The organism is Alkalihalobacillus sp. FSL W8-0930 (assembly GCA_037965595.1).
Taxonomy (GTDB): domain Bacteria; phylum Bacillota; class Bacilli; order Bacillales; family Bacillaceae_D; genus Alkalicoccobacillus.
In genome coordinates this window covers 134,115-154,071 of record CP150183.1, presented here as the reverse complement: position 1 = coordinate 154,071, position 19,957 = coordinate 134,115, and the positions used below count along the sequence as shown (strand labels likewise).

At 42.4% G+C, this 19,957-nt stretch carries 21 protein-coding genes, 1 rRNA gene and 1 other annotated feature; all 22 genes read right to left on the bottom strand.

The window, feature by feature from the left end:
• Positions 1 to 17: 17 nt before the first annotated feature.
• Positions 18 to 518 (bottom strand): 50S ribosomal protein L10, encoded by a 501-nt coding sequence (gene rplJ / locus NSQ54_00775; protein WYP26687.1) that lies wholly within the window; start codon positions 516 to 518, stop codon positions 18 to 20.
• A 39-nt stretch (positions 519 to 557) separates the two neighbouring features.
• Positions 558 to 686: a sequence feature (ribosomal protein L10 leader region), on the bottom strand.
• Positions 687 to 743: 57 nt separating this feature from the next.
• Positions 744 to 1,439 (bottom strand): 50S ribosomal protein L1, encoded by a 696-nt coding sequence (gene rplA, locus NSQ54_00770; GenBank protein ID WYP26686.1) that lies wholly within the window; start codon positions 1,437 to 1,439, stop codon positions 744 to 746.
• A gap of 124 nt (positions 1,440 to 1,563) precedes the next feature.
• The gene (gene rplK / locus NSQ54_00765) at positions 1,564 to 1,989 is read right to left on the bottom strand and encodes a 50S ribosomal protein L11 (GenBank protein ID WYP26685.1); all 426 of its coding nucleotides are present in this window, start codon (positions 1,987 to 1,989) and stop codon (positions 1,564 to 1,566) included.
• A 154-nt stretch (positions 1,990 to 2,143) separates the two neighbouring features.
• Positions 2,144 to 2,680, bottom strand: coding sequence for a transcription termination/antitermination protein NusG (gene nusG, locus NSQ54_00760; GenBank protein ID WYP26684.1), 537 nt, complete (start codon positions 2,678 to 2,680; stop codon positions 2,144 to 2,146).
• 80 nt (positions 2,681 to 2,760) lie between these two features.
• Positions 2,761 to 2,940 (bottom strand): preprotein translocase subunit SecE, encoded by a 180-nt coding sequence (gene secE, locus NSQ54_00755; GenBank protein WYP26683.1) that lies wholly within the window; start codon positions 2,938 to 2,940, stop codon positions 2,761 to 2,763.
• A gap of 278 nt (positions 2,941 to 3,218) precedes the next feature.
• The gene (sigH, locus tag NSQ54_00750; protein WYP28469.1) at positions 3,219 to 3,866 is read right to left on the bottom strand and encodes an RNA polymerase sporulation sigma factor SigH; all 648 of its coding nucleotides are present in this window, start codon (positions 3,864 to 3,866) and stop codon (positions 3,219 to 3,221) included.
• A gap of 97 nt (positions 3,867 to 3,963) precedes the next feature.
• Positions 3,964 to 4,476 carry an NYN domain-containing protein gene (locus tag NSQ54_00745; GenBank protein WYP26682.1) on the bottom strand — a complete coding sequence of 171 codons (513 nt, stop codon included), beginning with the start codon at positions 4,474 to 4,476 and terminating at the stop codon, positions 3,964 to 3,966.
• A 2-nt stretch (positions 4,477 to 4,478) separates the two neighbouring features.
• Positions 4,479 to 5,228, bottom strand: coding sequence for a 23S rRNA (guanosine(2251)-2'-O)-methyltransferase RlmB (rlmB, locus tag NSQ54_00740; protein ID WYP26681.1), 750 nt, complete (start codon positions 5,226 to 5,228; stop codon positions 4,479 to 4,481).
• Positions 5,221 to 5,655 (bottom strand): Mini-ribonuclease 3, encoded by a 435-nt coding sequence (locus tag NSQ54_00735; GenBank protein WYP26680.1) that lies wholly within the window; start codon positions 5,653 to 5,655, stop codon positions 5,221 to 5,223. The genes rlmB and NSQ54_00735 overlap by 8 nt, the downstream gene beginning before the upstream one ends.
• The gene (gene cysS, locus NSQ54_00730) at positions 5,652 to 7,058 is read right to left on the bottom strand and encodes a cysteine--tRNA ligase (GenBank protein WYP26679.1); all 1,407 of its coding nucleotides are present in this window, start codon (positions 7,056 to 7,058) and stop codon (positions 5,652 to 5,654) included. Before cysS ends, NSQ54_00735 begins: the two co-directional genes overlap by 4 nt.
• Positions 7,059 to 7,114: 56 nt before the next feature.
• The gene (gene cysE / locus NSQ54_00725) at positions 7,115 to 7,759 is read right to left on the bottom strand and encodes a serine O-acetyltransferase (GenBank protein WYP28468.1); all 645 of its coding nucleotides are present in this window, start codon (positions 7,757 to 7,759) and stop codon (positions 7,115 to 7,117) included.
• Positions 7,760 to 8,061: 302 nt separating this feature from the next.
• Positions 8,062 to 9,525, bottom strand: a complete 1,464-nt coding sequence (gltX, locus tag NSQ54_00720; protein ID WYP26678.1) for a glutamate--tRNA ligase — start codon at positions 9,523 to 9,525, stop codon at positions 8,062 to 8,064.
• A gap of 87 nt (positions 9,526 to 9,612) precedes the next feature.
• A complete protein-coding gene (ispF, locus tag NSQ54_00715; protein ID WYP26677.1) occupies positions 9,613 to 10,089 on the bottom strand; it encodes a 2-C-methyl-D-erythritol 2,4-cyclodiphosphate synthase in 477 nt (158 codons plus the stop codon).
• The gene (gene ispD, locus NSQ54_00710; GenBank protein WYP26676.1) at positions 10,064 to 10,777 is read right to left on the bottom strand and encodes a 2-C-methyl-D-erythritol 4-phosphate cytidylyltransferase; all 714 of its coding nucleotides are present in this window, start codon (positions 10,775 to 10,777) and stop codon (positions 10,064 to 10,066) included. Before ispD ends, ispF begins: the two co-directional genes overlap by 26 nt.
• A 141-nt stretch (positions 10,778 to 10,918) precedes the next feature.
• Positions 10,919 to 12,007, bottom strand: a complete 1,089-nt coding sequence (locus tag NSQ54_00705) for a PIN/TRAM domain-containing protein (GenBank protein WYP26675.1) — start codon at positions 12,005 to 12,007, stop codon at positions 10,919 to 10,921.
• Between the two features lie 104 nt (positions 12,008 to 12,111).
• Positions 12,112 to 13,185: a DNA integrity scanning diadenylate cyclase DisA gene (disA, locus tag NSQ54_00700; GenBank protein WYP26674.1), complete on the bottom strand. Its 1,074-nt coding sequence runs from the start codon at positions 13,183 to 13,185 to the stop codon at positions 12,112 to 12,114.
• Between the two features lie 5 nt (positions 13,186 to 13,190).
• Entirely contained in the window at positions 13,191 to 14,564 is a 1,374-nt protein-coding gene (radA, locus tag NSQ54_00695; GenBank protein ID WYP26673.1) for a DNA repair protein RadA, read from the bottom strand.
• 94 nt (positions 14,565 to 14,658) lie between these two features.
• A complete protein-coding gene (gene clpC, locus NSQ54_00690; protein WYP26672.1) occupies positions 14,659 to 17,112 on the bottom strand; it encodes an ATP-dependent protease ATP-binding subunit ClpC in 2,454 nt (817 codons plus the stop codon).
• Between the two features lie 26 nt (positions 17,113 to 17,138).
• Positions 17,139 to 18,212, bottom strand: a complete 1,074-nt coding sequence (locus NSQ54_00685; protein ID WYP26671.1) for a protein arginine kinase — start codon at positions 18,210 to 18,212, stop codon at positions 17,139 to 17,141.
• 1 nt (position 18,213) lies between these two features.
• On the bottom strand, positions 18,214 to 18,747 hold the full coding sequence (locus tag NSQ54_00680) for a UvrB/UvrC motif-containing protein (protein WYP26670.1): 534 nt from the start codon (positions 18,745 to 18,747) through the stop codon (positions 18,214 to 18,216).
• 29 nt (positions 18,748 to 18,776) lie between these two features.
• Positions 18,777 to 19,238: a CtsR family transcriptional regulator gene (locus tag NSQ54_00675; protein WYP26669.1), complete on the bottom strand. Its 462-nt coding sequence runs from the start codon at positions 19,236 to 19,238 to the stop codon at positions 18,777 to 18,779.
• A gap of 532 nt (positions 19,239 to 19,770) precedes the next feature.
• Positions 19,771 to 19,886: ribosomal RNA gene (gene rrf, locus NSQ54_00670) — 5S ribosomal RNA — on the bottom strand.
• Positions 19,887 to 19,957: the final 71 nt, after the last annotated feature.

The following is a 19,957-nucleotide window of genomic DNA, read 5'->3' as shown; positions in this document are numbered from 1 at the left end:
GTTAGCAGGCTACTCTATTAAGCGCCTTGCTCTTCCTTTTGCTCTGCAACTGCTTTTGTAACAAGTGCAAAGTTGCGAACTGGTGCTTGAAGCACACTAAGAAGCATAGAAAGAAGACCATCACGAGATGGAAGTTCAGCCAACGCCTTGATTTGCTCAAGAGACGCAACTTGACCTTCAATTACACCAGCTTTGATTTCTAACGCTTCATGCTTTTTAGCAAACTCGTTAAGAATCTTAGCAGGAGCAATAACATCTTCTTTACTGAATGCAATCGCAGTAGGACCTACAAGCTGCTCATCAAGAGCAGTAAGTTCAGTCTCAGCAGTCGCACGACGTGTCATTGAGTTTTTGTAAACTTTAAACTCAACACCAGCATCACGTAACTGTTTACGAAGATCTGTTACTTCAGCAACAGAAAGACCACGGTAATCAACAACTACTGTTGATTGGCTCTCGCTAAGCTTAGTAGCGATCTCAGAAACAACCTGTTTCTTAGCATCGATAATTTTACTCATACATACACCTCCTGTTAGTCTGTTACGTTTACACCGCGCATAAGCATATAAAAAGCCCTCATGCAGACATGAGGGCGTATGGATTCCATTAAGAAATCTTATCGCTCACCTCGGCAGGATATTAAGCTAATAAGCCCCTGCTGTCTACGGTATAATCATATAATAAATGTGCAACCACTGTGCACTTGAAGAAGTATACACAATGATTGCACCATTTGTCAACGTTTATTTAGAAAGAGAAGAAACGTTCACGCGAATTCCAGGACCCATCGTAGATGCGATCGATACATTACGCATGTAAGTACCTTTAGCAGCACTTGGCTTAGCTTTAAGCAAAGTATCAACGATTGTCTTGAAGTTCTCAACAAGTTTGTCATCTTCAAACGACACTTTACCGATTGGAACGTGTACGTTACCGGATTTTTCAACACGGTATTCTACTTTACCAGCTTTGATTTCATTAACAGCTTTTGTTACATCAAATGTAACAGTACCTGTTTTAGGGTTTGGCATAAGGCCTTTTGGTCCTAGTACACGACCAAGCTTACCAACTTGTGCCATCATGTCAGGAGTTGCTACGATTACGTCAAACTCAAACCAACCTTGGTTGATTTTGTTGATGAAATCTTCTTCTCCTACATAGTCAGCTCCAGCTGCTTCTGCTTCTTTCGCCTTTTCACCTTTAGCAAATACAAGAACACGTTGTGTTTTACCTGTACCATTCGGAAGCACTACTGCTCCACGGATTTGCTGATCCGCTTTTTTCGGGTCTACGCCCAAACGTACAGCTACTTCAACAGACTCGTCAAATTTAGCTGTCGCTGTTTTCTTAACAAGTTCAATTGCCTCTGCTGGAGAATACGAAGTATCCTTATCAACCAGCTTTAGGGCTTCTTGATACTTTTTACCTTTTTTAGCCATGATTCATTTCCTCCTCGATTGTGGTTTTAACGGATAGTCCTCCCACTACAGAAGGTTGCGCCCTGTTTCCAGGTATGAGGATGAATCCTCAAGTCGCAACCTCCAGTAAACGGAACAATAAGTCTTAGTCTTCGATCGTAATTCCCATGCTGCGAGCTGTTCCTTCAACCATACGCATTGCAGACTCAACGTTTGCAGCGTTAAGATCTGGCATTTTAGTTTCAGCAATCTCGCGCACTTTATCACGCTTAACAGTTGCAACCTTGTTACGGTTTGGTTCTCCAGAACCAGACTCGATTCCAGCTGCTTTCTTAAGCAATACCGCTGCAGGCGGAGTTTTTGTGATGAACGTAAAAGAACGATCCTCAAAAACTGTAATCTCAACAGGAATAATTAGACCTGCTTGATCAGAAGTACGAGCGTTAAATTCTTTACAGAAACCCATAATGTTCACACCTGCTTGACCCAATGCAGGACCAACCGGTGGAGCTGGATTCGCTTTCCCAGCAGGGATTTGCAATTTAACCATTTTAATTACCTTTTTAGCCACGTGACACACCTCCTTAAGTCCGTGATGTGGTTATCCGGATGATTTTCATCCTCCCACTCAAAAAACGGATGCACTCATGCACCCGATGGCTCATGTTATCAAACCATATCAAACATGAAAATTCTATCACCTTCAAAGGGAGATATCAAGTCATTTATGAAATCTTTTCTACTTGATTAAAATCAAGCTCAACAGGCGTCTCGCGTCCAAACATGTTCACATGAACCTTTACCTTCTGTTTTTCCACTTGAATTTCTTCAATTGTTCCAACAAAATTAGCAAACGGACCTTCTTTTACCTTCACAGATTCTTTAATATCAAAATCAATATCTGCTTTCGGTTGTTCCACACCCATTTGTTTAAGGATGCTTTCCACTTCATCAGGTAAAAGAGCTGTCGGCTTAGAGCCTGCTCCTGATGATCCGACGAATCCAGTTACCCCTGGTGTGTTACGAACAACATACCAAGAATCATCTGTCATAATAATTTCGACTAGAACGTAACCTGGAAATACTTTACGAGAAACGGTTTTTGTTTTGCCGTTCTTCACTTCTGTTTCTTCTTCAACAGGAACAAGTACGCGAAAGATTTTATCTGTCATATCCATAGATTCCACACGCTTTTCAAGGTTTGCTTTCACCTTGTTTTCATAGCCTGAATACGTGTGTACAACATACCAATTTTTCTCCATTATAGCTAGGACCAGTTTGTCCCATTCGCCTCCTTTCTAGTACTCATACAAATCATCTACCATCATACAACTGTGTATTCCTAGAGAAGACGAACTAACTCTGAAATCCCCAAATCAACCACTGCAAAAAAGATCGTCATGATCGCTACCGTTGCAAGAACAACTAACGTATACCGTGTTAGTTCTTTACGTGTCGGCCACGTGACTCGTCTCATTTCCTGAGCTACACTTTGAAAGAAATTAACTACTTTACCGGCCATGGGAACACCTCCAGCACCAATTCATTATGGTCATGATCTTGTCTATCTAAACAACCGCTCATCAATACGAGATTCTTTGTCCAAACAAAAAAAGAACCGCTGCATTCATTCAAAATGCGGTTAACTTAAAACAGTATAAAAAAGAACCCTTTTCGATAAGAGTTCAAAAACATTACACATGCTCTTTGATACTAGCATGTCAAGTATTTTGTGTCAATCTTTGGTTGGTAGAATAATAAGAAAACGGCACAGGTTAAACCCTTGTACCGTTCACGTTCCTAAAGCGTAACGCCTTTAAGCTCTACATACCGTTCAAGCTTCCGTTTCACGCGTTGCAGTGCATTGTCAATTGATTTCACGTGACGGTTGAGGTCTACTGAAATTTCTTGATAGGTGCGCCCGTCAAGATAAAGAAGCAGAACCTGTTGCTCCAGCTCGCTTAGAATTTCGCCCATCTTCAGTTCAATACTTTCAAATTCTTCTTGATTAATTAATAGTTCCTCTGGATCCGTTACTCGATTTCCGCATATAACATCGAGCAAGGTGCGGTCAGATTCTTCGTCATAAAGTGGTTTATCTAGTGATACATACGAATTAAGGGGGATGTGCTTCTGCCTAGTAGCTGTTTTAATTGCTGTAATGATCTGTCGTGTAATACACAGTTCAGCAAATGCTTTAAACGAGGACAGCTTGTCCCCTCTAAAGTCACGAACAGCCTTGTAAAGACCAATCATTCCCTCTTGAACAATATCTTCATGATCAGCGCCAATCAAAAAATAAGAACGTGATTTCGCACGCACAAAATTCTTATATTTATTAATTAGATATTCAAGTGCCAGAGTGTTTCCGAGTCTTACTTGATCTACAAGAAAGCTATCGTCAGCCTGTTCAAATCCGTTACCAGGCTTTGTAAAAGTTGGTTCCAGCTGAAGCTCTGCAGTCACAACAATACCCCCTCGGCCTAGGCCACTGACTTAATGTTTAAACGTATTATATAGCACACTTTTCCAGAAGGTCAACCACTCATCTCTCGCCACGACGCCATTTTTCAAAAATTTCGGTCAGTTCGTCACTAAGATATGCATGTGTCGGTTTTTGTTGTTTTTTGGTCGTTTCGACCATTTTTTTAATTCCTTTTGTTGCCATTTCTGTCTCGATTAAAAGCTCCCTTGCTGACTTTCGCAGAGCGCCACTTCCAAAGATAACGGACTGCTCTGCAAAATCAGAGGTAGCCACATGGATCGTGGTATCTACACGCTTAAGCTCTCGCACCAGCCGTTCAATTCTCTCGTCCGCCGTCTCAAGCTTACGCGTATAAATAACCTCTACCTTATGATTTTGATACGTTTTCCCTACGCCCGTCACCATATGAGCATCAAAAATAACCGTTACCTCTGCACCTGAATAAGCTTGGTACTCAGCCATACTACTAATTAATAGATCTCTTGCTAGTTCTAGATCCTGATCCTTTAATTCCCGAAGCTTCGGCCAGGCACCGATGATATTGTAGCCATCCACCAGCAGAATGGTTCTCATTGTTATCGACTTCCTAGCGGCGTACGTTTACGATATACCTCATACATCAGTAAGCTCGCAGCAACGGAGGCGTTAAGCGACGTCACACTTCCAACCATCGGAATATAGACAAGGAAATCGCATTTCTCCTTCACAAGACGGCTCATTCCTTTGCCTTCACTTCCAATGACAAGACCAAGTGGCATATCAAAAGCTGCGCTACGGTAGTCTTCCTTAGCAGAAGCATCTGTTCCTGCAAACCATACGCCTTGTTTCTTAAGCTCGTCCATTGTACGAGAAATGTTTGTCACCCGAACAACAGGTACATATTCAATAGCTCCTGTGGAGGCCTTCGCCACGGTTTGAGTTAGGCCAACTGCACGACGCTTCGGGATAATCACTCCGTGTGCTCCACAAGCATCCGCTGTACGCAGAATGGATCCCAGGTTATGTGGATCTTCGAGTTCATCAAGAACTAAGAAGAATGGCTGTTCATCCTTTTCTGCTGCACGACTAAAGATGTCTTCAATTTCTGCATACTCATATGCAGCCACCGATGCAACAATCCCTTGGTGATTTTCATTCCCTAACAGACTGGCTAGCTTCTTTTTAGGAGCGGTCTGTACAAGAATGTTCTTCTCTTTGGCGATCTGAAGAACCTTCGTCATTTGTCCTTTTTGCGAGCCTTCCGCAATCCAAATCTTATGGATTGGATGACCGGAGCGGAGCGCTTCTATGATCGGGTTCTTTCCTGCAATAAATTCCTCACTCATGATTATGTGCTCCTTTTTCTTGTTTGTTCTCATATTCTCCAAGTGCCATTTCAATAATTTGATCTAACCGTTCTGATTCATCGGTCACATACAAGTAGCCGAGCAATGCTTCAAAGCCAGTTGAGTAACGATACGTCGTTACACTTGTGTTCTTCGGCACTGAGCCTGACTTTGCATTACGGCCACGCTTAATAACCATCATCTCTTGATCTGTGAATACCCCGTTTTCCTCTAAACGATGCACCATTTCCGCTTGTGCTTTCGCAGAGACATAACGTGTTGCTTCTACGTGCAGCGCATGCGGTTTAACCTTTCCCTGTGCCAGCAGGTAATACCGTACATACATATCAAGTACAGCATCACCCATATAGGCAAGGGCTAACCCGTTTAATTGCTTTAAATCTGTTGTTGGCTTAATGATCTTCATGTGCGTGCTTCTCGCTTCCAACGTACACCTTGTGGGGTATCCTCAAGTAAGATCCCTTGAGCTTTTAACTGATCACGAATTTCGTCTGCCAGTTTGAAATCACGTGCAGCACGCGCTTCGTTCCGCTTCTCAATCAATTGATCCACTTCCGCATCTAACAGTTCAGCCTCTTCGTGTAGGGACAAGCCAAGTACTCCACCTAGTTCATCAAACAAACTGATGAACGCTTCAAGAACAGCCTTAGACGTTTGCTTTTCACGGCTATAAATATTCGCTTCCTTCGCTGCATCAAATAAGACTGAAATTCCGTTTGCACTATTAAAGTCATCGTCCATCTCTTGGATAAAACGAGTACGTAATTCGGATACTTTATCTAACCATCCATCCTGCTCGCCGTAATCTGCACAATCATCAAGTCTGTGCTTCATCGTCCCGAGCGCTGTTTTGATTCGATCAAGTCCATTTTTGGCTCCTTCAAGTAATTCAGAGCTGAAATTAATTGGACTACGGTAGTGCGCTGTCAGCATAAAGAACCGAACGACTTCTGGTGAATGCTGTCGAATGATATCATGTGCCAAAACAAAATTTCCGAGTGATTTTGACATCTTTTCATTATCAATGTTAATAAACCCATTATGCATCCAATAGTTGGCCATAGGCTTATCTGTCAAGGCTTCCGACTGCGCAATCTCGTTTTCATGGTGTGGGAAAGAAAGATCGCGGCCTCCTGCATGAATATCAATGGTATCGCCTAAATATTTTTTTACCATGGCCGAGCATTCGATGTGCCAGCCCGGTCGACCGTTGCCCCATGGACTCTCCCAGGAGATTTCTCCTTTTTTTGCCGCCTTCCAGAGGACAAAATCCAATGGATCTTCTTTTCGTGAATCCACTTCAATACGAGAACCGCTCTGCAAATCATCAATAGACTGAGAAGAAAGCTTCCCATACTCTTTAAATTTTCTTGTACGGAAGTAGACATCTCCGCCTGATTCATAGGCATAGCCTTTCTTTTCAAGTAACTCAATGAACTCTACAATATCCGAAATCGTTTCTGTCACGCGTGGATGGATGTCAGCAGGCTTCACACCCAACGCACACGTATCTTGATGATAGGCTTCAATAAAGCGGTTCGCGACATCAAACACGTCCTCGCCAAGCTCATTCGCCGCACGGATAATCTTGTCATCCACATCTGTAAAGTTTGAGACAAAGAATACCTCGTACCCACGATATTCTAAATATCTACGCACCATATCATAGACAATCGGCGGCCTAGCGTTTCCAATATGAATATAGTTGTAGACAGTGGGTCCACATACATACATCTTAACCTTGCCTTTTTCCATAGGAACAAAGGGTTCTTTTTTCATTGTTAAGCTGTTTAAAATTTGAATGGCCATACAATCTTCTCCCTTAACTTGATCATTCTTTTAGCTAGCATAAGCAGATACCCTGCCTAGCGTGACGTATTTTTCTGCCGGTATAGCTCTTCTTTTAATTCCAGCATTTCTTCTTCTAATTGTTTAAATTTATCTGCTACTGGATCCGGTAGAATATGATGATCCAGTTCATTGTTCACTTTACATCCATTCTTTACGACAATTCGCCCTGGTATTCCCACAACCGTTGAGTTTGGAGGAACTTCCTTCAACACTACAGAACCGGCACCAATTCTTGAGTACTCTCCAATCGTAAAGGAACCAAGCACTTTTGCTCCACTGGAAATCATCACTCCATCGCCTACGGTAGGATGCCTTTTTCCCTTTTCTTTCCCTGTTCCACCAAGTGTAACCCCTTGATAAATCGTGACATTGTCTCCGATCTCACAGGTTTCCCCAATAACTACACCCATCCCGTGGTCAATGAACAAGCGCTGCCCAATGACTGCAGCCGGATGAATTTCAATTCCTGTGAAGAATCGACTGATTTGGGAAAGGAGTTTAGCTAAAAAGCGCAGCTTCCACTTCCAAAGTCCGTGTGCCATTCGATGTGCCCAAATCGCATGAACGCCAGAATAAGTGAAAACCACTTCCATTCGGCTTCGTGCTGCAGGGTCTTGATGGAATACAACATCTACGTCATTCATCAACGTTCTAAAAATACCCACTACTCACTCCCCCTTACTCAAATGAAAAAAGCCTCTGTACATCCTTGATGTACAGAGGCGCAGGTTGCACGGTTCCACTCTGTTTTAGTGATAGACAAATCGACTATTCACTCTTTATAGCTGTAACGGAGCTGTCCCGCTTTTTCCTACTAACAATGAACTTGGTTTTAGAAAAAGTCTCCTGGGTGCATGTTCAACCGAGTCTGTAACACTGCTCTCAGCATGTGCAGTGTTCTCTGGATACAGAACGTCTGGTTGCCCCTCCCAATCAACAAGTTGTGATTATATCGTTTTTCTTACGCGAGTGATGCTGCTTGTTTCAGGCGCGCAGCAATGGTAGCTTTTCCAAGCAATTCAATCGTATTAGGCAGTTCTGGACCATGTGTTTGGCCCGTTGCTGCTACACGTATTGGCATGAACAGCTTCTTCCCTTTTTGTCCCGTTGCTTTTTGCGTCGCTTTAATTGCTGCTTTAATAGCTGGAGCGCTATATTCCTCTAATGCATCAAGCTCTTGAACAAAATGATTCAGAACTTCAGGAACCTGCTCTTCAGTTAATACAGCTTTTGCTTCTTCATTATACTCAATTTCATCTTTAAAGAATAACTCTGTTAGCGTAACAATTTCAGCACCATAATGAAGCTGCTCTTTGTACAGGCCAATCAGGCGTGTTGCCCACTCCTTACGAGTCTCATCCATCTCCTCAGGCAAACGTCCTGCATGAACAAGGTGAGGTAAGGCAAGGTCTACGATCTTTTCTAATGGAGCCGCTTGAATGTATTGGTTATTCATCCATGCTAGCTTATCTGTATCAAATACGGCTGGAGCCTTTGATACACGCTCTAGGCTAAACTGTTCTGATAGTTCGTCGATGGTGAAGATCTCTTCTTCGCCAACTGGAGACCATCCTAGAAGCGCAAGGAAGTTTACAAGTGCTTCAGGTAAATATCCAAGCTCCTTATATTGTTCAACAAATTGAATAATGGACTCATCACGCTTACTCATTTTCTGGCGATCTGGATTTAAGATCAACGATGCGTGAGCAAAGGTTGGTTTCTCCCAGCCAAATGCTTCATAGACAAGCGCTTGACGAGGCGTGTTTGATAAATGCTCCTCTGCACGAATCACGTGAGAAATTTTCATCAACTGGTCATCAATTACAACCGCAAAGTTGTACATTGGCACACCATCGTTACGTGCAATAACAAAGTCACCGATGCCATCTGTTTCGAATGATACGTCTCCACGTACAGCATCTTCAATCTTTACAACTTGATTTTGAGGTACACGGAAACGTACAACAGGCTTAATTCCTTTATCCTCATACGCTTTACGTTGCTCAGGAGTTAAGTCACGATCACGCCCGCTATACTTTGGTGCCTCACCACGAGCAAGCTGCGCTGCACGCTCTTCCTCAAGCTCCTCAGATGTCATGTAGCAGTAGTATGCCTTTCCTTCGTCAAGAAGCTGTTGAACATACTCTTTATAAATATCTACGCGCTCCATGCTGCTATATGGACCATATTCTCCACCGATATCAATACTTTCATCCCAATCCATGCCAAGCCATTTTAAGCTATCAAGTAGCTTTTCCTTCGCTTGTTCCACGTTACGAGCCTGATCTGTATCTTCAATCCGGAGAACGAATTTGCCTCCTTGGTTGCGTGCATATAAATAGTTAAATAATGCCGAACGTGCGCCTCCAATATGAAGGTGACCCGTTGGACTTGGCGCGAAACGTACACGTACGTTGCTACTCATGTGCTAACACCATCCATTTCTACAATCTAAATAATCGTTACCTCATTCGTCGGCTTCTATTCTACCACCATTGTGACAAACATTCATCTATGCTTGTTCAATTAAGATAACAGCCTGTGAAGCGATCCCTTCGCCACGACCAGTAAACCCTAGCTTCTCTGTTGTTGTTGCTTTTACGTTCACCTGAGCTGGATCTGCTTCAAGCAACTCAGCAATTTGGTTTCTCATCGCTTCAATGTGTGGAGCCATCTTTGGCATCTGTGCCATAATTGTACAGTCTACATTACCGAGCTTGAATCCGCGCTCTTTGACCATGGACCATACATCCTGTAGTAATACCTTAGAATCAGCATCCTTAAACTCTTCGCTTGTATCAGGGAAATGCTTTCCGATATCCCCTTCGCCAATAGCCCCAAGTGCAGCATCCGCAATCGTGTGTAATAACACATCTGCATCAGAGTGCCCAAGTAACCCTTTTTCATATGGAATCGTAATACCGCCTATAATTAATGGACGTCCTTCTGTTAATTGATGGACATCAAACCCCTGTCCGATTCGAATCATGTTCCATTCTCCTTTTTCGTAAGATCGCTTCTGCCATTAGTAAATCCTCAGGTGTCGTGATCTTTAAGTTACTGTAATCCCCTTCAACCATCACGATCTTTGAACCAACCCATTCCATAATACTCGCGTCATCAGTTGCCACAAATCCTTCTTCTTCCGCACGTTTATGGCCATCAAGTAAGGAATCGCGCCAAAAAGCCTGAGGAGTCTGGACTGCCCAAAGCTCACTCCTATCGATTGTCTCAACGATCGCGTTTTGACTGACCCGCTTCACGGTATCCTTCATCCGAACGCCAACAACCGCTCCCCCGTCTTTGCTTGTTGCCTTAACTAGTTCATGGATGATCGATTCTCTAATAAACGGTCTAGCTCCGTCATGAACCATGACAATTTCATCGGGTCCACTAAGTTGCTTTAATCCTTCATAAACGCTTTGCTGGCGCTCCATTCCTCCAACAGCAATGCGTGTAACCTTTTGAATGTTGTAGGCTCGTACAATGTCCTGCATAGCCTCTATTTCATATTCATTTGCAACAAGTATGATTTGCTTGCATTGCTCATCCTCTTCAAATACTTGCAGTGTGTACGCGATGAGTGGTGTTTGATTTACTTCGATGAATTGCTTGTTCTTACCAGCTTTCATACGTTTGCCCTGACCTGCAGCCGGGATCACAATACTATACATCATCCTGCCCTCTCCAATTCTCATACATGCATTCGTTTCATTTTAGCATGTCCACCCCAATGTTTACACTCTTTTAACTGGGATTACGCATTGAATCTAAAAAGAAAAAGCACCACATTTTAGGTGCTTTTTCATTCCTTTAGATTAAAGGGCTTTTTCATAGACCTTTGGTTTCGCAAAAATCATACGACCGGCACTTGTCTGCAGAACACTTGTTACAACAACATCAATTTGTTTCCCGATGTATTCACGTCCACCTTCTACAACAATCATCGTTCCGTCGTCTAAATACGCAACCCCCTGATGATGTTCCTTCCCGTCTTTAATCACTTGAACATTCATCTTCTCACCCGGTAGGACCACCGGTTTTACTGCGTTTGCTAAGTCATTTATATTTAAAACCGCTACACCTTGTAGCTCACATACTTTATTTAAATTAAAGTCATTTGTGACAACCACACCATCAGAGATCTTGGCAAGCTTCACCAGCTTACTATCAACCTCCTGAATGTCTTCAAAATCACCATCATAGATCTCTACCTTAATCGGAAGTTCTTTCTGAATTTTATTCAAAATATCCAGCCCGCGTCTTCCACGGTTTCGTTTCAGTGCATCCGACGAGTCTGCAATATGCTGTAATTCAGCTAACACAAATTCAGGAATGACCAGTGTTCCTTCAAGAAAACCAGTTTTACAGATATCTGCGATACGGCCATCAATAATGACACTCGTATCTAAAATTTTTAACCGTTTCGCACTAGGATTCTCGTCAGCACGTTTTTCTTTCCCGCCACCACGATTCATAAGGAAAAGCTGAACGAGTTCATCACGCTTCTTAAAGCCAATTTGAAAGCCAAAGTAACCTAAGATAATTGTCACGAAGATTGGGAGAATGTTTTGCACCCCTAGAAATTGGAGCTGCGCAATTTGACTACTAATCAAGTATCCAATCACAAGACCCAAAATCAACCCAAGCGTACCAGACATAATATCAGTTAATGATGCTTTTAAGATCCGCTCTTCAAGTACTTTCATCACATTCACAATATAACGAGCCAACCACATCGAAACAATATACATAACAACAATTCCAAAAATCATACCCGTGAATGCATTTTCTACCCAGGCGGGTAAATTATTATTAGAAAAAAGTTGGATAAGTTCAGGAATATAGATAAAGCCTAAAGCCCCGCCTGCTACCATTAGAAAAATCTTTACAATCCAAGTCATCATAACGGTCCACCTCCTTCTAGTTATTATAGACAAGAATAAGGAATCAAAACCTAGTAAACTGGAATTTTACACAAGTCATCCATAAAACAACATAAGCTTTTGTACTAAATGTGACGGTCGATAAACAACTGCTCTTGTATTCGATTTAATCCATTCTTAATCATTCGCGCTCTTGCTTCACCAATACCATCCACTTCATCAAGCTTATTTGTATCAGCAGAAACAATGTTTGAAAGGCTCTCATATTCATTAATAAGATTTTCAATGATTTGTGAAGGAAGTCTCGGAATTCGATGTAGCATACGATACCCTCTTGGTGAGACAACAAATTCACCCAGGTTGACGTTTTTAGGGTAGCCTAACGCTTTGATAATGGCCGGTTCGTCCAGTAGATCCTCTGTTTGAAGATCCGTCAGCTCTTTAAGTGTTTTAGACACATCCTGCTTGCTGTCTTTTACGTAATCCTTTAACAGAAACATCGCTTCTTTTTCCGTATCAGAGACAAGCTCTTTTAACTGCATCGTAATTAAGCGACCTTCATCTCCAAGCTCGTTGATGTAGTTTAGGATTTCTCTCTTAATTCTAAGAACCATTTGTACGCGGTGGATCACTTGTGTAATCTCGGACAACGTGACTAGCTCTTCAAATTCAAGCGCTCCAAGGTTTGTAATGGATTGCTCCAGCACGGACTTATACTTTTCAAGCGTCTGAATGGCTTGATTCGCTTTGGTTAAGATTACGCCAATATCTTTTAAGGAATAGCGAAACTCCCCTTGATACAGCGTGATGACATTCCGACGTTGCGAAATAGAGATTGTTAGCTGGTTTGTTTGCTTCGCTACACGCTCAGCTGTCCGGTGACGGATTCCTGTTTCATTTGAGGTAATGCCATTGTTCGGAACAAGCTGCGTATTGGCATATAAAATCTTTTTTCCATCATCACTTAAAATAATGGCCCCATCCATTTTCGCCAATTCATATAGATAAGCAGGCGAGAATGGGCAATTGATATGAAAGCCTCCATCAACTATTTGTTTCATCTCGTCCGTGTGACCGAGCACGATTAGTCCACCCGTATTCGCACGCAGAACATTATCAATTCCAGCGCGAAGAGGCGTACCTGGTGCGACTAACTTTAAAAGGTTTTGAATAAATTCATTTTTGTTTTGTTCATCCATTTTTACTACCTCCCAAGAACAACTTCAATGGCTCGCTCCAATGTAGGGACGCCAACTACTTCAATGCCTGGTGGAACTGTCCATCCACCAAGGTTTTTCTCTGGTATAATCACTCGTTTAAACCCAAGCTTAGCGGCTTCGTTTACACGTTGGTCGATCCTTGAGACGCGCCTAATCTCTCCTGTCAGTCCTACCTCTCCAATAGCCGCATCCATTGATTGAGTTGGCTGGTCCTTAAAGCTTGATGCTATACTTAAAGCAATGGCCAAATCAATAGCTGGCTCATCAAGTTTCACACCACCCGCTACTTTTAGATACGCATCCTGCGTTTGCAATAGGAGCCCTACACGCTTCTCAAGTACCGCCATTAAAAGTGACACTCGGTTGTGGTCAATCCCTGTTGCCATGCGTCTAGGGTTCCCGTAACCTGCTGGTGAAATGAGAGCCTGTAATTCTACAAGTACCGGTCTCGTTCCTTCCATCGAGGCAACAACAACCGATCCCGCAGCACCCTGTGATCGCTCTTCCAAAAAGATCTCTGAAGGATTTAACACTTCCTCTAGGCCGGCTTCTTTCATTTCAAAAATACCCATCTCATTGGTTGAGCCAAAACGGTTTTTAACTGCCCGGAGAATTCGATACGTATGATGTCGCTCTCCTTCAAAGTAGAGAACCGAATCAACCATATGTTCAAGTAGCTTTGGACCGGCAATCGACCCTTGCTTCGTAACATGACCTACGATAAAGATGGCTATTCCTTTTGTTTTAGCTATTTTCATAAAGGCTGCTGTACACTCACGAACTTGAGCCACGCTTCCGGGTGCTGACGTAATATCATCCTGATACACCGTTTGAATGGAGTCAATGATAACGAGAGATGGTTCAACCTCTTCAATCGCATGCTGTATGAATTGAAGATCTGTTTCAGCTAAAACAAATAACTCAGGTGCAATCATCCCTAGACGGTCCGCACGTAGCTTAGTTTGTTTAACTGATTCTTCACCAGAAATGTATAACACCTTCTCTTTTTTTTCGGCTAGCTTTGCCGATAACTGAAGAAGTAGTGTTGACTTCCCTATCCCCGGATCTCCGCCAACTAAAACCAGTGATCCTGGAACAATACCTCCACCGAGTACACGATTGAGTTCTTGAATGGTTGTATCAATCCGCGGTTCACGATCTCCAACAACCTGAGAAAGTGGCTGTGGTTTAGTTGTAGTAGTTGATGAGGTCACATAGCTTCGACTCGATTGCTTTGTCACAGCTTCCATTTCCTCCACCATCGTGTTCCATTCCTGACAGCCTGGACATTTCCCCATCCACTTTGCCGACTCGTACCCGCAATCCTGACAGACAAACTTTGTTTTCTTCTTGGCCATGCATTTTCCTCCAAAGACAAACTTTTAAAAATAAAGACCGGGAGCCATTCATACTCCCGGTCTGTTGTTAAACAACGCAAGCTAACGTATGAGCTTACACGTTGCTCGTTTCTTCTTTTGTTTCAACCGTTTCAACAAAGAGCTCGTTATCTTTTACGCCAATGACTGCTTTTTGCCCTTTAGCAATCGTGCCTTTTAGTAATTCCTCAGACAAACGATCCTCTACTTGCTTTTGCAGAGCGCGACGTAATGGTCTTGCACCGTATTCAGGATCATACCCAAGATCAGTGATCTTATCTTTGGCTTCCTCTGTTAATTCAAAGTCAATTCCTTGCTCTTTTAGACGTGTCTTAAGCTGATCAGCCATTAACGTGATAATTTCACGAATATGCTTCTTCTCAAGTGCATGGAAGACAATGATTTCATCAATTCGGTTAATGAATTCAGGCCTAAAGCTTTTCTTAAGCTCGCCCATCACACGGTCTTTCATATCTTTGTATTCGCGACCTTCTGTTTCTGTCGTGAAGCCAAGATATTTGTTTCCTTTTAATGCACTTGCTCCAACGTTTGAAGTCATGATCACGGCCGTATTACGGAAGTCTACCGTACGACCTTTTGAATCTGTTAAACGACCATCTTCAAGTACTTGTAACAAGATATTAAATACATCTGGATGAGCCTTCTCAATCTCATCTAGAAGAATAACAGAATAAGGCTTGCGACGGATCTTCTCCGTTAATTGGCCGCCTTCTTCATGTCCAACATAACCAGGAGGAGAACCAACTAGACGACTTGTTGAATGTTTCTCCATGTACTCAGACATATCGATGCGGATGACAGAATCCTCATCTCCGAATAGCGTTTCAGCTACAGCACGAGCAAGCTCGGTTTTACCTACACCAGTAGGTCCAAGGAAAATAAATGAACCAATTGGACGCTTTGGATCCTTAAGTCCGGCTCTTGCACGACGAACAGCTTTAGAGATTGATAGGACGGCTTCTTCCTGACCAACTACACGCTGGTGTAGAATTTCCTCCATTTTTAATAGACGTTCTGTCTCTTCCTCTGCAAGTTTGGCAACTGGGATTCCAGTCCAGCTTGCTACAACCTGAGCAATATCCTCAACAGCGACTTCGGTGTTTTCTTGGCCTTGCTTCTTCTTCCAGTTGTTTTTCATTTCATCAAGCTGTTCACGCAGACGTTGCTCAGTATCACGCAGGGAAGCAGCTTTTTCAAATTCTTGACTTTGAACAGATGCGTCCTTTTCTTTGCGCGTTTCTTCTAACTTCTGCTCAAGCTCTTTTAAATCTGGTGGTGCCGTGTAAGAACGTAGGCGTACTTTAGAAGCTGCCTCATCAATTAAGTCAATCGCTTTATCTGGTAAGAAACGATCTGGAATATAGCGATCTGATAGCTTCACCGCTTCTTCAATTGCCGTATCCGTAATCGTCACACGGTGATGCGCCTCATAGCGATCACGTAAACCTTTTAAGATTTGAATGGATTCATCTAGTGTAGGCTCATTGACTTGGATTGGCTGGAAACGACGCTCAAGCGCTGCATCCTTTTCAATGTACTTACGATACTCGTCAATGGTTGTAGCCCCAATGCACTGAAGCTCTCCACGAGCAAGAGATGGTTTAAGGATGTTTGAAGCATCTATGGCACCTTCTGCTCCACCAGCACCAATTAAGGTATGAAGCTCATCAATAAACAGAATGACGTTTCCTGCCTGGCGAATTTCGTCCATCACTTTCTTCAGGCGATCTTCAAACTCACCACGGTATTTAGTTCCTGCAACCACCGTTCCCATATCAAGTGTCATGACGCGTTTATTACGTAGCGTCTCAGGCACTTCATTTGCGATAATGGCTTGAGCTAACCCTTCAGCGATTGCCGTTTTACCAACACCAGGCTCCCCGATTAAGACAGGATTGTTCTTCGTTCTTCTGCTTAAGACCTGGATTACGCGCTCAATTTCTTTGCTTCGGCCAATAACCGGATCAAGTGACTCTTCACGTGCGATGGCTGTTAAATCACGCGCTAAACTATCGAGTGTTGGTGTATTTGCATTGGATACAGCTCCACCCTGTTGCTGTGAGCTACCACCCTCATTACTACCAAGCAATTGAAGTACTTGCTGACGAGCTTTATTTAAGCTCACACCTAGGTTATTAAGGACACGAGCTGCAACTCCTTCGCCTTCGCGAATTAAACCAAGTAGAATGTGCTCCGTCCCAACGTATGAATGACCCAGCTTACGAGCTTCATCCATTGAAAGCTCTATTACTTTCTTTGCTCTTGGTGTGTAGTGCTTCGTTTTAGAGCCTTCCTGTCCTTTACCAATAAGTGTTTCCACTTCTTTTTGCAGCTTCTCTGGTCCAAGTCCTAATGCCTGAAGAGCTTTTGCAGCAATTCCTTCTCCTTCACGAATCAAACCAAGAAGGATATGTTCCGTTCCTATATTATTGTGGCCTAAACGGATCGCTTCCTCTTGTGCTAGTGCCAATACCTTTTGAGCTCTCTCTGTAAATCGACCAAACATCATACATGGCCACCTCCGTTATAATCAGTTCACTGTTCTTGTTCCTTTAATTGAAGTCTCTCTCGTATCAAAGCGGCTCGTCGTTCATCTCGCTGATCGGCCGTTAAGATGTCCCCTGCAAATTGTTGCAGAAACCCAACCTGAGTTAAAATCATTAGCTCATTAAGTATGTTCCCTGATAATCCCTCAATCAATCCTAAATCAATGCCGAGCCTAACATCCGATAATCTGCGTGTAGCTTCTTTTGATTCAATGATTCGACTTTGAGATAGAATGCCATAGGAGCGATAGACTCGATCCTCGAGTTTTAATCGTGAGTTCTGCATGAGCATCTGCCGTGCATTCCGCTCTCTTTGAATCAATTGTGTAACAACCCCGTGTAGATCATCTACAATATCCTGCTCCGACTTACCAAGTGTTATTTGGTTGGAGATTTGAAAGAGGTTACCTAATGCTTCGCTACCCTCACCGTAAATTCCTCTAACAACTAATCCCAATTGATTAATTGCGGGTAAAATTCGGTTAATTTGCTGTGTCATTGCTAGAGCCGGTAAGTGCATCATGACAGATGCCCGCATCCCGGTACCTACATTTGTTGGACAACTTGTTAAATACCCACGCTTTTCATCATATGCATAGGTTAGATGTCCCTCAACCCAATCATCCACAGACTGCGCAATCTCTAACCCTTTTTCAAGTTGAGAGCCAGAGAACAAGCATTGTATCCGTAGGTGATCCTCTTCATTAATCATAATACTTAAGGACTCATCTTTATTTAGTAGAACCGCCCCGTGCTTTGACTGTTCCGCTAAGTGTGGGCTGATAAGATGCTTTTCTACCAGTACACGTTTTTCATTTGACTTCATTTCTTCCATGTATAAAGTATCTAATTCCCCAGTTTGTTCAGTTGGAGCTGACGTTAGTGCTTCAACTGTGAAATCAGCTACTTCTTTTGATTGATCAAGTGAGGAGATAATAGGAAATGGATACTCTTTAAGATTTCGCGCTAGACGTATTCTACTGCTTAGCACGATATCTACATCCGTTCCTGTCTCTTTCATCCAAGGACTAATCGCATCTTTTATAAAACGCTCAAGCGACATCTTATCCCTCCTCAGACTCTCTATTTTTTTGTTCTAATAAACGGATATGATCTCTGACTTCAGCCGCTTTTTCAAATTCTTCGCTTTCGATGTACTCTTTTATTTTGAGCTTAAGAGCATTGATTTCTTTTTGACGTTTAATTCCTCCACCAATTCGTTTAGGAATTTTACCATGATGCCTTACGTTTCCGCTATGAACTCGACGTAGGACAGGATCAAGCTTTTCATCAAATGTTTTATAGCAGTTTGCACATCCAAACCTTCCTATTTCAACAAATTGACTATAAGTCATGTGGCAATTTTCACACGTCAATTCTTTAGGTGAAGACTTTTGCTCATTTTCCTGTATTGAAGGATGCTCAAAGTGCAATAAACCCGATAACAACTGATGAATGGAGAACGTATTTGTGCCGGGTACATGTTCACCCTTCTCTTTTGCGCACGTTTCACAAAGATGAATTTCCATTTTTTCTCCGTTGATGATTTTAGTAAAATGGAGAGTTGCCTGTCTTTCCTGACACTCTTGGCATTTCATGTTAACTATTCACCTCGTTTTCATCCTGCTTATTTATATTTTAAAGTATTAATCATTGCTTTTAAAATATTTGAGCGTAACTGATCTCGATAGGGTAATTCAACCTTTAAAACCGAACGATCCAGCACACTCATCATAAGATTAGCTTCGCGTTTAGCAATGGCTTTTTCTTCATAAAGTCTTAAAACGATATTCTCTGCCGTTTGCTGGTCTATGACTGGTCCAATTAAGTGCAGCAGCTGATCATATAAATCAGACTTTTCATGTGTCTCGACTTTTATAATCCGAATATATCCGCCTCCGCCTCTCTTACTTTCAACAATATACCCTTTTTCTAACGTAAAACGAGTACTAATGACATAATTAATTTGAGAAGGGACACATTCAAATCGTTTAGCGAGTTCACTTCTTTTAATCTCTACTAATTCTTTCCCACTATTTAGTAGCGTACTCTTAAGGTATTCCTCAATGAAATCAGAAATGTTCCGCACGTTATACCTCCCCTCTTCTATTACATTTTATGTGTACAATAATTATCGAATTTTGACTTTGACTATATTTGACTAACTTTATTATAAACAGTTTGGGTAAAAAGTTCAAATTCTATGCTGAGCTATGTATGTCTATTGATTAGTGTAGCCAGATTCGAATGATCTAGACTTGGAAGAGAGAAGTTATTAGAAAGGGCTGTAGAGTTCTTGCGCGTGTGTTTGGGTATGTGTTGTTCTTAATAAGTAGTTCATTTTTCTTGGATCTGGCCCTGTTCTTCTTATTATAATGGAGTGGTTCTTGGCACAAGAAGCTTCCTTCTTGCTGAAGTTGGCTTGGCTCTTGGTATCGGGGGGGCATTCTTGATTGAATGTGCTCGGGGCTTGATTTTGTCTTCATTTTCCTTAGTATATGGCTAGAGTTCTTGGTGCCTCTTCTTTTCCTCTTGGTTCTTTGGCTATTTTTCTTCTCTTTTATCTTCAATTAAAACCACAAAAAAACCTCTCATCAAAAGATGAAAGGTTTTTAATCAGTGCCCGGCAACGTTCTACTCTCGCAGGGGGAAGCCCCCAACTACCATTGACGCAGAAGAGCTTAACGGCCGTGTTCGGCATGGGAACGGGTGTGACCTCTTCGCTATTGCCACCGGACTATTAGACTGCCAACCACTTACGTGTTTGTTGTCTACTTGAAAGAAAAGGATTCCTTCAAAACTAAATCG

What these genes read in the sequence shown, in the direction of transcription:
- rplJ (WYP26687.1), bottom strand. Translation starts at nt 518, where the DNA reads ATGAGTAAAATTATCGATGCTAAGAAACAGGTTGTTTCTGAGATCGCT.
- rplA (WYP26686.1), bottom strand. Translation starts at nt 1,439, where the DNA reads ATGGCTAAAAAAGGTAAAAAGTATCAAGAAGCCCTAAAGCTGGTTGAT.
- nusG (WYP26684.1), bottom strand. Translation starts at nt 2,680, where the DNA reads ATGGAGAAAAATTGGTATGTTGTACACACGTATTCAGGCTATGAAAAC.
- secE (WYP26683.1), bottom strand. Translation starts at nt 2,940, where the DNA reads ATGGCCGGTAAAGTAGTTAATTTCTTTCAAAGTGTAGCTCAGGAAATG.
- NSQ54_00745 (WYP26682.1), bottom strand. Translation starts at nt 4,476, where the DNA reads ATGAGAACCATTCTGCTGGTGGATGGCTACAATATCATCGGTGCCTGG.
- rlmB (WYP26681.1), bottom strand. Translation starts at nt 5,228, where the DNA reads ATGAGTGAGGAATTTATTGCAGGAAAGAACCCGATCATAGAAGCGCTC.
- NSQ54_00735 (WYP26680.1), bottom strand. Translation starts at nt 5,655, where the DNA reads ATGAAGATCATTAAGCCAACAACAGATTTAAAGCAATTAAACGGGTTA.
- cysS (WYP26679.1), bottom strand. Translation starts at nt 7,058, where the DNA reads ATGGCCATTCAAATTTTAAACAGCTTAACAATGAAAAAAGAACCCTTT.
- gltX (WYP26678.1), bottom strand. Translation starts at nt 9,525, where the DNA reads ATGAGTAGCAACGTACGTGTACGTTTCGCGCCAAGTCCAACGGGTCAC.
- ispF (WYP26677.1), bottom strand. Translation starts at nt 10,089, where the DNA reads ATGATTCGAATCGGACAGGGGTTTGATGTCCATCAATTAACAGAAGGA.
- ispD (WYP26676.1), bottom strand. Translation starts at nt 10,777, where the DNA reads ATGATGTATAGTATTGTGATCCCGGCTGCAGGTCAGGGCAAACGTATG.
- NSQ54_00705 (WYP26675.1), bottom strand. Translation starts at nt 12,007, where the DNA reads ATGATGACTTGGATTGTAAAGATTTTTCTAATGGTAGCAGGCGGGGCT.
- disA (WYP26674.1), bottom strand. Translation starts at nt 13,185, where the DNA reads ATGGATGAACAAAACAAAAATGAATTTATTCAAAACCTTTTAAAGTTA.
- radA (WYP26673.1), bottom strand. Translation starts at nt 14,564, where the DNA reads ATGGCCAAGAAGAAAACAAAGTTTGTCTGTCAGGATTGCGGGTACGAG.
- clpC (WYP26672.1), bottom strand. Translation starts at nt 17,112, where the DNA reads ATGATGTTTGGTCGATTTACAGAGAGAGCTCAAAAGGTATTGGCACTA.
- NSQ54_00685 (WYP26671.1), bottom strand. Translation starts at nt 18,212, where the DNA reads ATGTCGCTTGAGCGTTTTATAAAAGATGCGATTAGTCCTTGGATGAAA.
- NSQ54_00680 (WYP26670.1), bottom strand. Translation starts at nt 18,747, where the DNA reads ATGAAATGCCAAGAGTGTCAGGAAAGACAGGCAACTCTCCATTTTACT.